Origin of the sequence: Serratia sp. SM04 (assembly GCF_040280225.1) — a bacterium.
In the GTDB taxonomy this organism is placed as follows: Bacteria; Pseudomonadota; Gammaproteobacteria; order Enterobacterales; family Enterobacteriaceae; genus Serratia; species Serratia sarumanii.
The window spans coordinates 1,187,034-1,199,429 of record NZ_JBEOQT010000021.1 but is presented as its reverse complement, the minus strand read 5'-3'; the positions used below and the strand labels follow the sequence as shown (position 1 = coordinate 1,199,429).

Here is a 12,396-nt window from a genome sequence, read left to right as displayed (position 1 = left end):
CATGGCCTTATTAGACTTCTTTCTGTCCCGCAAAAAACAGACAGCCAATATAGCCAAGGAACGGCTGCAGATTATCGTCGCAGAGCGTCGTCGGGGGGACAGCGAGCCCCCGTATCTGCCTGATCTGAAACGCGATATTCTGGCGGTTATTTGCAAATACATTCAGATCGATCCTGAAATGCTGCACGTGCAGTTCGAGCAGAAAGGGGACGATATTTCGGTACTTGAACTTAACGTGACATTACCGGAATCGGAAGAAGCAGCTAAATGATTGCGACGCATTAATTACCCCCTGTATATTTTATGCAGGGGGTAACTGTATGTGCATCCAGTTATTAAGCTTTATCGGCAGTAAAAAAGTGATTTTTCCCTTTGGGACTATTCCCAATTAACTTTGCCGCCGCCTCGTTTAAAGTAAATTCTGGCCAGATTTACCTTCAACGCATTATTTCCTGCCTATATTCACCCGAGCAGAGTTTCCCTACCCTGCCCTGGTGATAATCAGCGATTAATAATCTTTCAGGATGTCCTGCAGCGGTGCCATTAATAGATCGCCACGCCAGCCGCTGATTAATTCAGGGCGACTTTCGCCGTCTTTCAGTTGCCAATGCCAGTTCAGCAATTGGTTAATTTGGCGACGGGATGCCAGCAGCTCGCTGCTCAACCCGCTTTGCTCGCTGACGGTAGCGATCGCCGCCTTGATGTCTTTGAACACCTTCTTGTAGCCCGGCTGATCGATCAGGTTAGCCAACGGCGCCGGCAGCTCGGATTCGTCCAGCGCTTCGGCCTCCGCCACCAGCGCCAGCAGCGTTTTACCGTGATAACGGATCTCCGGCCCGCTCAGGCCCAGCGAATCCAGTTCTCCCAGCGAAGACGGCATATAGCGCGCCACCTGCCACAGGTTTTCCTCACGCACAACGAAGTTCACCGCCAGATCGCGCTCGCGCGCCTGGCGCAGCCGCCATTCTGCCAACTTCTGCAAACAACCGAGCTGACGCGGGCGCAGCTGCCAGGCATTGCTGATTTCGCGATAGGCCAATTCCGGCGCCAGCGCCTCACTGCGACGCTGGCACAGCAGTAGGCACTCGTTGTTGGCCGCCGCGGTCCAACCGGCCTCTTCGGTCTCCTGCACCAGCTGTTTGGCCATCGGCAGCAGATAGAACACGTCGGCGGCTGCGTACACGCACTGCCTTTCGGTCAGCGGACGCGCCAGCCAGTCGGTGCGCGACTCGCTCTTGTCCAGCTCAACTTTCATATACTCCGCCACCAGCGTCGCGAAACCGCAGGAGAGCGGCCGGCCGGTAAACGCCGCCAGGATCTGGGTATCGACCATTGGCGTCGGCAGCGTTTTAAAGGCGTTGAGAAACACTTCAAGATCTTCACTGCCGGCATGCAGGAACTTCACCACGGCGGTATCGGCCAGCAGGTCGACAAACGGCTGCCATTGCTTGATCGGCAGAGGATCGATAAGGGAGAGTTGTTCACCGTCGTAGAGCTGGATCAGGCCCAGCTGCGGATAGTAGGTGCGCGTTCTGACAAACTCGGTGTCCAGCGCAATCTGGGCATGCTTTCTCGCCTGCTCGCAGACCTGCTGCAATCCGGCATCGGTAGTGATCAACTGATAATTCAAAACATCATTCTCTTGTAGGATTCAAACACAACAACGCCGGCATTCACCGGCGTTGTCGATAGTCAGGCGCAAGAGCGAAACCTAGGCGGCATCGGCCGGTTTCGGCGTTTTTAGCTCATCGCGCAGTTCTCGCCGCAAAATCTTGCCGACGTTCGACTTCGGCAATTCATCGCGGAACTCAACAATTTTAGGCACTTTATACCCGGTCAGGTGCCGACGGCAATGGGTCAACAGCTCTTCCTTGGTCAGCGAGGCGTCTTTCTTCACCACGCAGATCTTCACCGTCTCGCCGGAGACCTCGCTGGGCACCCCGATCGCCGCACATTCCAGCACCTTCGGATGCTGGCTGACCACGTCCTCGATCTCGTTCGGGTAAACGTTGAAACCAGAGACCAGGATCATGTCTTTCTTACGGTCGACGATGCGCACAAACCCCTGCTCGTCCACGGTCACCACATCACCGGTCGCCAACCAGCCATCTTTCAGCACTTCGTCGGTAGCTTCCGGGCGTTGCCAATAGCCTAACATAACTTGCGGGCCTTTGACCCACAGTTCGCCCGGTTCTCCCGGCGGCACATCCTGGCCATTGTCGTCCAACAGCCGAATATCCGTCGACGGCACCGGTAAGCCGATGCTGCCGCTGTAGTGTTTCAGATCGTAAGGGTTGCCGGCCACCAGCGGCGCGCACTCCGTCAGGCCATAGCCTTCCAGCAGGTGTTTGCCGGTGGTTTTCTCCCACTTCTCGGCCACCGCTTTTTGCACCGACATGCCGCCGCCGACCGAGAAACGCAGCGTGGAGAAGTCGAGTTTGTGGAACTCTTCGTTGTTCAGCAACGCGTTGAACAAGGTATTCACCCCGCTCATGGCGGTGAACGGGTATTTGCCCAGCTCCTTCACCAGCCCCGGAATATCGCGCGGGTTGGTGATCAGCAAATTGCGCCCGCCCAGATCGATAAACAGCAGGCAGTTCACCGTCAGCGCGAAAATGTGGTACAGCGGCAACGCCGTCACCACCAGTTCCTGCCCTTCACGGAACAGCGGCGAGTAGGCGGCTTTGGCCTGTTCGAGGTTGGCCTGCATGTTGCGGTGCGTCAGCATCGCGCCTTTCGCTACGCCGGTGGTACCGCCGGTGTATTGCAGGAAGGCCAAATCGGTATTAATGATGTCCGGCTTTACATATTGCAGACGGCGTCCGCGCTGCAGCGCGCTGCGGAATGAAATGGCGTCCGGCAGGTTATATTTAGGCACCAGGCGCTTGATGTACTTGACCACAAAGTTGACCAGCGTGCCTTTGGCGGCCGAAAGCTGATCGCCCATGCGCGTGAGGATCACGTGCTTGACCTGGGTGTTGAACACCACTTTTTCCAACGTATGGGCAAAGTTGGAGACGATGACGATGGCGCTGGCGCCGCTGTCGTTCAACTGGTGTTCCAGCTCGCGCGGGGTATACAGCGGGTTGACGTTAACCACCACCATACCGGCGCGCAGAATGCCGAACAGGGCGATGGGGTATTGCAACAGGTTAGGCATCATCAGCGCGACGCGGTCGCCCTTCTTCAGGCCCAGTTCATTTTGCAGGTAAGCCGCGAAAGCCCGGCTGCGCTCTTCCAGTTTGCGGAAGGTCATCACCTCGCCCATGTTGATAAAGGCGGGCTGATCGGCATAGCGCTGCACGGCATGCTCAAACATTTCGATCAACGACGAATAGCGATCGGCATCAATCTCTGCGGGCACATCTGCCGGATACCGTTTTAACCAGACCTTATCCAAGGTATTACTCCTGAAATCATTACTAATTATCATCGCAGCCTCAAACTCGCAGCCTAACCATAACAATATTTTAACTCAGCAGACCAGTGCAGGTTTTAAACATTATTCAGGTTGCGATGTACGTCACTAATTGTCGGATATTCCTTATCCCAAAAAGCAAAAGGGCGGCCTGAGCCGCCCTGTCAAATGTGTTCACATCAAGCGTATGCTACTCGGTTACGATGGTTTGCACCTGTGCCGGGCCGGGATTGTACCAACCATAGCCTGCGCCCCAACCGGGTCCCCACGGGCCACCGCGCCAGCCCCAGGGGCCCATTGGCGCAGGCGGCATCACCACCTGCTGCACCAGGTGCCAGCGTTTGAAACCGGTCACGTTCATCGTCACGAAGCGATACGGCGTCATGCCGATACGCCCCTCTTTCAGGCCGGTAATGGGGCCGACGACGGTCACCAACTGGCCTTTGAAATCAACCGGTTCGAGGAAACCGTTTACCGTGGCCAGCAAGCGGCCGCGCGACGGTTCGCCCAAAATCGGCCGCGCACCGCTGTCGAGCGGCACCGCCGCGATCTCCAGCACCGTGCGCCCTTGCTCGTTGGCGACGTTTACTACGGTGCCGCCGAAGCGGGCTTCCGCGCCGGTAAATAGATTAGGTGCATTTTGTACCGAGGAAAGCTGAGTCACCGGCGAAGGGGTGGAACCTTTGATCGCATCCGGTACGGTGACGCACCCGGACAGAACCAGCGCGCCGCAGGCGACGGCCAGCAGCGACAGCTTTTTACTTGCAGTGCGGATTAACATGGTCGCAATCTCCTGAAATGGCTGTAACTTTGACCGCGTTTCATCGTTCAAGTTGCAGGCTTTCATCGCCCGGCCTCAACAACAGCACAATAGGCCGCGCTTACTCGCGGCCCGGCAGTTTTTTCCAGGTGACTTCATTGCGCAGATAGGTCGGCTCGGCGTTTTCCACCGCCACCGCCAGCCCCAGTTGCCAGGCGTGCAGCGCCAGCGGCAGCATGTCTTGCGCCTGCGGCAACAGCATCTGCCCGTCACGCACGCTCAGCGTAGACCCCTTGACCAGATCGGGATAGGTTTGCCAGCCGGTGCCGACGTGGGCCCATTCGCCCTGCAGGCGCTGCGCACGCTCCAGCGCCTGCGCCGGCGACAACACCGCCTCGCCTTCGCTTTCCAACCAGCTACCGTCCGCCTGGCGTTCGAACTGCCCCCAGTAGACTTCGCCCATGCGCGCATCTATCGCCGCCAGCACCCGCTCCGCCCCGCAGACGCGCCAGGCGCCCTGCGCCATGGTTTGCAGCGTGGAAGTACCGAGCATCGGCAGATCGGCGCCCAGCGCCAGGCCCTGAGCGATGCCAATGCCGATGCGCACCCCGGTAAAGCTGCCGGGGCCGCGGCCAAAGGCCAGCGCATCGAGCTGGTTGAGCGCCAGGCCGGATTCCGCCAGCACCTGCTGCACCATAGGTAAAATACGTTGCGTATGCTCGCGTGGGCACAGCTCAAACAGGGCGTGGATTTCGCCTTGATTCCAGACGGCGACGGAACAGGCTTCCGTCGCGGTATCGATCGCTAAAATTCGCGTGGACATGCCAACCTCTGGCGGGAATAAAACTGGGTTTTTCATACAGGGCGCGCATTGTAGCACAGCCCCGTAAGCCCTTCATCTTTCACGTGGCCGACGTGTCGGCAGCCTGCAGGAAGGCGATCGCCTGCTTCAAATCGCGGGTGCGCGGCGTAGGCGGCAGGCTATTGAGGAACACCTCGCCGTAGGGCCGCATGACCAGACGGTTATCGCAAATCACCAGCACGCCGCGATCGTCGGTGTCGCGGATCAAACGGCCCACCCCCTGTTTCAGGGTGATGACCGCATCCGGCAGCTGCACGTCATTGAACGGATCGCCGCCGCGCAGGCGGCAATCTTCAATGCGCGCCTTCAGCAGCGGATCGTCCGGTGAAGTGAACGGCAGCTTATCGATGATGACGCAGGACAGCGCATCGCCGCGCACGTCCACCCCTTCCCAGAAGCTGCTGGTCGCCACCAGCAGCGCGTTACCGGCGGCGACGAACTGCGCCAGCAGCTGCCCTTTGCTGGTTTCCCCTTGCAACAGCACCGGCAGCGTCATCGTGGCGCGGAACTCTTCCGCCAGCTCGCGCATCATCTGGTGCGAGGTGCATAAAAAGAAGCAGCGGCCGTTGTTGGCTTCAATTAGTGGCCGCAGCATGCGCGCCAGCTGGCGCGCTCCGCCGCGCTGATTCGGCGAAGGCAAAAAGCGCGGCACGCACAGCAGCGCCTGCTTGGCATAGTCGAACGGGCTCGGCAACAGCAGCGTTTTGGCCTTGGTCAGCCCCAGCCGTTCGGTGAAGTGGCCCAACCGCTCGTTGACCGACAGCGTGGCCGAGGTAAAGATCCAACTGCCGGGCTTCTCGTCCAGCATTTCGCGGAACCGATCGGCTACCGTCAGCGGCGTCAGCGCCAGCACGAAATGGCGCGAGTTGCATTCATACCAATAGCTGTAGCCCGGCTCCGTCACCGCCTTCAGCCGCTTGAGGCGCGCGCGGTACAGCGTGGCGCGCTCAAAGGCGGCGTCCAGCAGCGCCGAACGCCCCAGCGACAGTTTCATCACGTCATAACACAGCTCCAACGCGTCATCGAGCAGCAACAGAGCGCGCTGCACGTTCGGTTCACCGAGCACGTCACGCAGATTGCCGCGAAAACCCGGCTCGCCCAGATTCAGACGGAAATCTTGCGTGCTCAGGCTGAGACGGTCGGCGCTTTTTTGCAGTTGAGCGGCGTCGCGCACCTCGGTGCGGTAGGCGATGGTGATGTCCTTCGCCAGATCCAACAGTTGGCGGCTGGTGAGCTGTTGGCCGAAATACTGGCTGGCGATGTCGGGGATTTGGTGCGCTTCGTCGAAAATCATCACCTCGGCTTCCGGGATCAGCTCGGCGAAACCGCCCTCTTTCACCACCATATCCGCCAGGAACAGGTGATGGTTTACCACCACCACATCCGCATCCATCGCTCGGCGGCGTGCCTTGACCACGAAGCAATCCTGATACAGCGGGCAATCGCTGCCCAGGCAGTTGTCATTGGTGCTGGTCACCAATGGCCAGACGAAGCTGTCTTCCGCCACTTCGCTGCAGGTGCTGATGTCGCCCTCTTTGGTCTGCGACGACCACTTGCGCAGCTGCACCAGATCGATCAGCGTCTGCCCCGCCAGCTCGCCGCCGGCCATCGACTGCTGCTCCAGCCGCTCCAGACACAGATAATTGGAGCGCCCCTTCAGCAGCGCCAGCTTGCCTTTGTACTTCAACGCCTTGGCGACGGTTGGCAGATCGCGCGCATACAGCTGATCCTGCAACGCTTTCGAACCGGTCGAGATGATCACTTTGCGATCGGCGCGCAGCGCCGGCGCCAGATAAGCGAAGGTTTTGCCGGTGCCGGTGCCGGCTTCCACCACCAGCTCCTGCTTGAAATTGATTGCCTCGGTGACGGCTTGCGCCATCTGCCGCTGCGGCTCACGCGGTTTGAATCCCTTGATAGCCTGCGCCAATGCGCCGTCTGTTGCAAAATCGTCTGTCACGCTGTCTCTCTGCCGGTGTCATTCAGCGGTGATTATGCCAAGCCTGCCGCCCGGCTACCACCCACTTTATCGCCGCGCTTTTTCATTACCGGCTGTGCTACCCTTAGCGGGACTATGATATGGAGATAAGCAAATGAATATCGAAAGAATTGATCCCGATCAGCGCTGGTCCGAAGCCGTGGTGCACAACGAGACCGTTTACTACACCAGCGTGCCGGAGAACCTGGACGACAACGCGACCGCGCAGACCGCCAACGCCCTCGCCGCCATCGACGTGCTGCTGGCGCGCGTAGGTTCGGACAAAAGCCGCATTCTGGACGCCACCATCTTCCTGGCCAACAGCGCCGACTTCGCCGCGATGAACGCCGCCTGGGACGCCTGGGTGGTCGCCGGCAGCGCGCCGGTGCGCTGCACCGTGCAGGCGCAGCTGATGAATCCGAAGTACAAGGTGGAAATCAAAATCATCGCCGCGCTGTAAGCCTGAGCGCAGACGAAAAAAAACCGCAGACGGCAACGCCTGCGGTTTTTTATTGCCCGTTATCAGGACAGTTTAAGGATCACCATCCCCATCAGCAGCAGCGCCAGGCCAATCCAGCCTTTGGCGTTCAACCGCTGGCCGAACATGATCCAGCCTGCGGCGATGGTGGCGGCGATACCGAAACCGCCCCACAGCGCATAAGCGATCGACAGATCGATGCCCTTCACCGCCTGCGCCAGGGCGCTGAACGCGCCGAGCACCGACAGCAGCGACAACAGCCCCAGCCAAACTTTACGGAAGCCGTCCGACATCTTCAGGAAGATGTTGGCGATGATTTCCAGCACGATCGCCAGCCCCAGGAACCCAATGTGGTACAACTCAAACTGTTGCATGGTTGTTACCTCGCGGGCTGACCTGTTTTCGCTCTTTGCGGGTACCGGATTTCACCAGCATGATGCCGGCGATCAGCGTAGCCAGACCCAGCACCTTCAGCGCCGAGATTGGCTCGTCGAACCACAGCACGCTGAACAGGGTAATGAACAGAATACCGATGCCTTCCCACAGCGCATAGGCCACGCCCAGCGCCACGCGTTTTACCGCTACGGACAGCAACACATAAGACGCGGTGATCATCACGTACATCACGATGTGCCCGATCATGCCGCCATTGACGCTGGCGTATTTCATCGACAAGGTGCCGATGATTTCGGTCATGATGGCCAAACCTAAAAAGATCCAATAAATCATAATTTTTCTCCCAAACGGCGAATAACGCGCGCCAAGGCATATTTATCCCGATTTATCTCGTCGAACGGCCGCATTGCGGCGCGCAAGACGCAGAGATCCCTGGGGATAAACTGACCCAAACGCAAAAAGAATGTTTTCCCGGCTGAACGATAGAGCGAAGGCGAAAGCCCGCTACCGGCACCGGTTAAGGGAGAAAGACGCTATAGCTCGCTGCACCAGTGATGCTCACTGGCAAGGATCGCAGACAGGAAGAGTTGGCACGTAGAGGTTCTGAGGGTAATTCCGTTAATAGTCATCATAATCGTTCTCTATTATCAGCCGCACACCGTGCGATTTGCCCAATATCCTCATGAAAGTAAAATTTTCGACTGAGATATTTTTACCACAGCCAAAATAAGAAAGCAAACTGCCGTTTTCATAAAAATCGAAAAAAAACGGGTTAAAAATAAGAACGTTAATCACAATAAAAATTAAAAAAGGCTCAACGGAGCGTTGAGCCTTGCGATATTCGCGGCGCGCAAATAAGCACCAACCCCAGGCGCGGCGCGGGTTACAACGCGGCCCCGCTGACGGCGTTGCGCGCCAGTTCAGTGATGCGCGCGTAGTCGCCGCTTTCGAGCGCGTCCGCCGGTACCAGCCAGGAACCGCCGATGCAAAGTACGCTGTTCAGCGCCAGATAATCGCGGTAGTTGTTCGGCGTAATGCCGCCGGTCGGGCAAAAACGCACCTGCGGGAATGGGCCGCCGATCGCCTGCAGCGCCTTCACGCCGCCGTTGGCTTCCGCCGGGAAGAATTTGAATTCGCGCAGGCCGTGATCCATACCCTGCATCAGCTCCGAAACGGTGCTGATGCCCGGGATCAGCGGGATTGGCCCCGCCGTCGCCGCCTGCAGCAAGGCTTCGGTCAGCCCCGGGCTGATGACGAACTGCGCTCCCGCCTCGGTCACCTCCCGCAGCTGCTGCGGATTGATCACCGTACCGGCGCCGATGATGGCCTCCGGCACCTCTTTGGCGATAGCGCGGATCGCCTCCAGCCCGCAGGCGGTGCGCAGCGTCACCTCCAATACCCGCACGCCGCCGGCAACCAGCGCTTTCGCCAGCGGCACCGCCTGCTCCAGCTTGTTGATCACGATAACAGGCACCACCGGCCCTGCCGTCAGGATCTGCTCGGCGCTGGTTTTCCAGTTTTTCATCGTTATTTCTCCATTACTCGCGGTTAACAATGGCACGCCCCTGCCACAGGGCTCCGCGCAAATGCGCGGACGTCCGGCCGTACCGTAAGTGATGTGGCCCACGCGCAGATCGCAGGCAAAAAAAAGCCGGCAGACAGGCTGCCGGCATTGCGCATTACTCGAACTCGTTCCAGGAACGGCCGTCGCGGGTGATCATCGCCACCGAGGCCACCGGCCCCCAGGTGCCCGCCTGATAAGGCTTCGGCGCCTCGTTGTCGGCTTTCCATGCGTCCATGATGGAGTCGACCCACTTCCAGGCCTCTTCCACTTCATCGCGGCGCACAAACAGCGCCTGAATGCCGCGCATGGTCTCCAGCAGCAGGCGCTCGTAGGCGTCCGCCACGTGCTCCTGGTTGAAGGTTTCCGAGAAGCTCAGATCCAGCTTGGTGGTCTGCAGACGGTGCTTGTGATCCAGCCCCGGCACCTTGTTCAGCACCTGAATTTCGATGCCTTCGTCCGGCTGCAGGCGGATGGTCAGCTTGTTCTGCGGCAGCTGTTGGTAAGAGTCGCTGAACAGGTTAAGCGGTGGGTTTTTGAAGTACACCACCACTTCCGAGCATTTGGTCGGCAGACGTTTACCGGTACGCAGGTAGAACGGCACCCCGGCCCACTGCCAGTTGTCGATATCCACGCGGATGGAGACGAAGGTTTCGGTGCTGCTGCTCTTGTTCGCCCCTTCCTCTTCCAGATAACCCGGCACTTTCTTGCCCTGGACGAAACCGGCGGTGTACTGACCGCGCACGGTGGTTTCCCGTACATTGGTCTGATCGATGCGGCGCAGCGAACGCAGTACCTTCACCTTCTCGTCGCGGATACGGTCGGTGGTCAGATCCGCCGGCGGCGACATGGCGATCATGGTCAAGATCTGCAGCAGGTGGTTCTGGATCATGTCGCGCATCTGGCCGGCCTGGTCGAAGTAACCCCAGCGCCCTTCGATGCCCACCTCTTCCGCCACGGTGATCTGCACCGAATCGATGGTGCGGTTATCCCAGTTGGATGCGAACAGCGAGTTGGCGAAACGCAGCGCCAACAGGTTCAGCACTGTCTCTTTGCCGAGATAGTGGTCGATACGGTAAACCTGGGATTCGTTGAAGTACTCCGCCACCTGGTCGTTGATCACGCGGGAAGACGCCAAATCGGTGCCCAACGGTTTTTCCATTACCACGCGCGCCGGCTCATGGTTCAGTTTGGCTTCGCCCAACCCTTTGCAGATGGCGCCGAAGGTGCTTGGCGGCATGGCGAAGTAGTTGATGGTGGTGCGGTGTTTCTGATCCAGCATTTTACCCAATTTGGTAAAGTTCTTGCTGTCGTTGACGTCCAGGTTGCAGAAGTCCAGGCGTGCGCTCAGCGTGGCCCAGAGTTCGTCATCCAGTTTTTCCTTCATGAAGGTGCCAAGCGCTTCCTTGACCACTTCGGTATAGGCTTTTTTATCCCACTCCGCGCGGCCGACGCCGATGATCCGCGTTTCCGGGTGGATGTGTCCGGCTTTCTCTAACTGGTACAGGGAAGGCAGCAGCTTACGGCGCGCCAAATCACCTTTCGCGCCGAAAATAACCAGGTCACACGCCTGGGCTGTAGAGGTTACCGCCATGTTCATCTCCTCGTTGCAGGATATTTGTAATTTTCTTACATTACTAATGTACTCTGTTTGACTACGGCCAGCAAACCCAGCGCAGAAGCAGAAAAAAAGACCTCAATATTCCAGTGGAAGCGCCAATGTGCGCCAGCGCCCTCGTCCCGGGCAAAACTGTAATTTTTCGTCTTTTTTGACGCTCTGTTACCATTATGAAAGTTAGACACAGGTCATATTCTGGTGAAAAAAGCCTGCATACGCCCTGTCGAGACTGCCAACGGTTACCAGCACGTAGTATATTTTCACTAAACCGGCATTGATTTCTCCTTTGTTTGAAATCGTCATACCCTATCGATTCCAGGTTACAGCCGCTCGTTTGGCGTCTGCTTGCACGGCAAACACGGGCGAGATTCGACGCTGTTGCTTGAAAGCCACAGGGATAAAACCATGAGTGACTCTCGTTATATGAATACGCTGGACAAAATCCAGAGCCATCTGGAACTCCTGAGCAAATCTGAAAGGAAAGTCGCCGAGGTGATCCTGGCCTCCCCGCAGACCGCCATTCACTCCAGCATCGCCACGCTGGCGCGCATGGCCGACGTCAGCGAACCCACCGTCAACCGTTTTTGCCGCCGCCTTGATACCAAAGGCTTTCCCGACTTCAAACTGCATCTCGCCCAAAGCCTGGCTAACGGCACGCCCTACGTAAACCGTAATGTCGAGGAAGACGACAGCGTCGATGCCTATACCAGCAAGATCTTCGAATCGGTCATGGCCAGCCTGGATACAGTAAAGGCAAATTTGGATATTGCCGCAATCAATCGTGCGGTTGACCTGCTCACCCAGGCAAAAAAGATCTCTTTCTTCGGCCTGGGCGCCTCCGCGGCGGTGGCGCACGATGCGATGAACAAATTTTTCCGCTTCAACATTCCGGTGGTCTACTTCGATGACATCGTCATGCAGCGCATGAGCTGCATGAACTCCGGCGAAGGCGACGTGGTGGTGCTGATCTCACACACCGGCCGCACCAAGAATCTGGTGGAGATGGCCCACCTGGCGCGAGAAAACGACGCCACGGTACTGGCTATCACCTCGCGCGACACCCCGCTCGCCCAGGCGGCGACCCTCGCTCTGCTGCTCGACGTGCCCGAAGACACCGACGTTTACATGCCGATGGTGTCGCGGATCGCGCAATTAACGCTCATTGACGTGCTCGCCACCGGATTTACCTTGCGCCGAGGGGCTAAATTCAGAGATAACTTGAAGCGGGTCAAAGAAGCGCTCAAAGAATCGCGCTTTGATAAAGGCGTGGTCATTCCCAACAGTTTTGATTCGTGACCCGACGAAGAAAAAATCGCCGTTCAACAGAC

12 protein-coding genes are annotated in these 12,396 nt (G+C 58.2%); 3 read left to right on the top strand and 9 right to left on the bottom strand.

Annotation, left to right across the window (positions count from 1 at the left end; genetic code table 11):
* The first annotated feature begins 1 nt into the window (after window position 1).
* A complete protein-coding gene (gene minE, locus ABTW55_RS20180) occupies window positions 2-271 on the top strand; it encodes a cell division topological specificity factor MinE (RefSeq protein ID WP_004932303.1) in 270 nt (89 codons plus the stop codon).
* Window positions 272-508: 237 nt separating this feature from the next.
* Here the strand turns inward: minE and rnd are convergent, their stop codons facing one another.
* From rnd to ABTW55_RS20155, 5 genes are all read right to left on the bottom strand, one after another.
* A complete protein-coding gene (gene rnd / locus ABTW55_RS20175; RefSeq protein ID WP_033634833.1) occupies window positions 509-1,630 on the bottom strand; it encodes a ribonuclease D in 1,122 nt (373 codons plus the stop codon).
* Window positions 1,631-1,711: 81 nt separating this feature from the next.
* Complete coding sequence (fadD, locus tag ABTW55_RS20170) at window positions 1,712-3,400, bottom strand: long-chain-fatty-acid--CoA ligase FadD (protein ID WP_033654397.1); 1,689 nt, start codon at window positions 3,398-3,400, stop codon at window positions 1,712-1,714.
* Window positions 3,401-3,608: 208 nt separating this feature from the next.
* Entirely contained in the window at window positions 3,609-4,199 is a 591-nt protein-coding gene (locus ABTW55_RS20165; RefSeq protein ID WP_033638506.1) for a Slp family lipoprotein, read from the bottom strand.
* A gap of 100 nt (window positions 4,200-4,299) precedes the next feature.
* On the bottom strand, window positions 4,300-5,001 hold the full coding sequence (gene tsaB, locus ABTW55_RS20160; RefSeq protein ID WP_060421368.1) for a tRNA (adenosine(37)-N6)-threonylcarbamoyltransferase complex dimerization subunit type 1 TsaB: 702 nt from the start codon (window positions 4,999-5,001) through the stop codon (window positions 4,300-4,302).
* 79 nt (window positions 5,002-5,080) lie between these two features.
* Complete coding sequence (locus tag ABTW55_RS20155) at window positions 5,081-6,997, bottom strand: ATP-dependent DNA helicase (protein WP_049211978.1); 1,917 nt, start codon at window positions 6,995-6,997, stop codon at window positions 5,081-5,083.
* A 133-nt stretch (window positions 6,998-7,130) separates the two neighbouring features.
* On the opposite strand from ABTW55_RS20155, the gene ABTW55_RS20150 reads away from it, so the two are divergent.
* The gene (locus tag ABTW55_RS20150; RefSeq protein WP_060421372.1) at window positions 7,131-7,475 is read left to right on the top strand and encodes a RidA family protein; all 345 of its coding nucleotides are present in this window, start codon (window positions 7,131-7,133) and stop codon (window positions 7,473-7,475) included.
* 62 nt (window positions 7,476-7,537) lie between these two features.
* On the opposite strand, the gene mdtI is transcribed toward ABTW55_RS20150, so the two are convergent.
* From mdtI to zwf, 4 genes are all read right to left on the bottom strand, one after another.
* On the bottom strand, window positions 7,538-7,867 hold the full coding sequence (mdtI, locus tag ABTW55_RS20145; protein WP_060421374.1) for a multidrug/spermidine efflux SMR transporter subunit MdtI: 330 nt from the start codon (window positions 7,865-7,867) through the stop codon (window positions 7,538-7,540).
* On the bottom strand, window positions 7,854-8,222 hold the full coding sequence (mdtJ, locus tag ABTW55_RS20140; RefSeq protein WP_033634840.1) for a multidrug/spermidine efflux SMR transporter subunit MdtJ: 369 nt from the start codon (window positions 8,220-8,222) through the stop codon (window positions 7,854-7,856). The genes mdtI and mdtJ overlap by 14 nt, the downstream gene beginning before the upstream one ends.
* Before the next feature lie 550 nt (window positions 8,223-8,772).
* A complete protein-coding gene (locus tag ABTW55_RS20135; RefSeq protein WP_060421376.1) occupies window positions 8,773-9,414 on the bottom strand; it encodes a bifunctional 4-hydroxy-2-oxoglutarate aldolase/2-dehydro-3-deoxy-phosphogluconate aldolase in 642 nt (213 codons plus the stop codon).
* A gap of 154 nt (window positions 9,415-9,568) precedes the next feature.
* A complete protein-coding gene (gene zwf, locus ABTW55_RS20130; protein ID WP_033634844.1) occupies window positions 9,569-11,044 on the bottom strand; it encodes a glucose-6-phosphate dehydrogenase in 1,476 nt (491 codons plus the stop codon).
* Between the two features lie 447 nt (window positions 11,045-11,491).
* On the opposite strand from zwf, the gene ABTW55_RS20125 reads away from it, so the two are divergent.
* Entirely contained in the window at window positions 11,492-12,364 is an 873-nt protein-coding gene (locus ABTW55_RS20125; RefSeq protein WP_033634845.1) for a MurR/RpiR family transcriptional regulator, read from the top strand.
* The last annotated feature ends 32 nt before the right edge of the window (window positions 12,365-12,396 follow it).

Excerpts from the sequence above, each read along its gene's own strand:
- minE (WP_004932303.1), top strand. The coding sequence starts at position 2 with ATGGCCTTATTAGACTTCTTTCTGTCCCGCAAAAAACAGACAGCCAAT.
- ABTW55_RS20165 (WP_033638506.1), bottom strand. The coding sequence starts at position 4,199 with ATGTTAATCCGCACTGCAAGTAAAAAGCTGTCGCTGCTGGCCGTCGCC.
- tsaB (WP_060421368.1), bottom strand. The coding sequence starts at position 5,001 with ATGTCCACGCGAATTTTAGCGATCGATACCGCGACGGAAGCCTGTTCC.
- ABTW55_RS20150 (WP_060421372.1), top strand. The coding sequence starts at position 7,131 with ATGAATATCGAAAGAATTGATCCCGATCAGCGCTGGTCCGAAGCCGTG.
- mdtI (WP_060421374.1), bottom strand. The coding sequence starts at position 7,867 with ATGCAACAGTTTGAGTTGTACCACATTGGGTTCCTGGGGCTGGCGATC.
- mdtJ (WP_033634840.1), bottom strand. The coding sequence starts at position 8,222 with ATGATTTATTGGATCTTTTTAGGTTTGGCCATCATGACCGAAATCATC.
- ABTW55_RS20135 (WP_060421376.1), bottom strand. The coding sequence starts at position 9,414 with ATGAAAAACTGGAAAACCAGCGCCGAGCAGATCCTGACGGCAGGGCCG.
- zwf (WP_033634844.1), bottom strand. The coding sequence starts at position 11,044 with ATGGCGGTAACCTCTACAGCCCAGGCGTGTGACCTGGTTATTTTCGGC.
- ABTW55_RS20125 (WP_033634845.1), top strand. The coding sequence starts at position 11,492 with ATGAATACGCTGGACAAAATCCAGAGCCATCTGGAACTCCTGAGCAAA.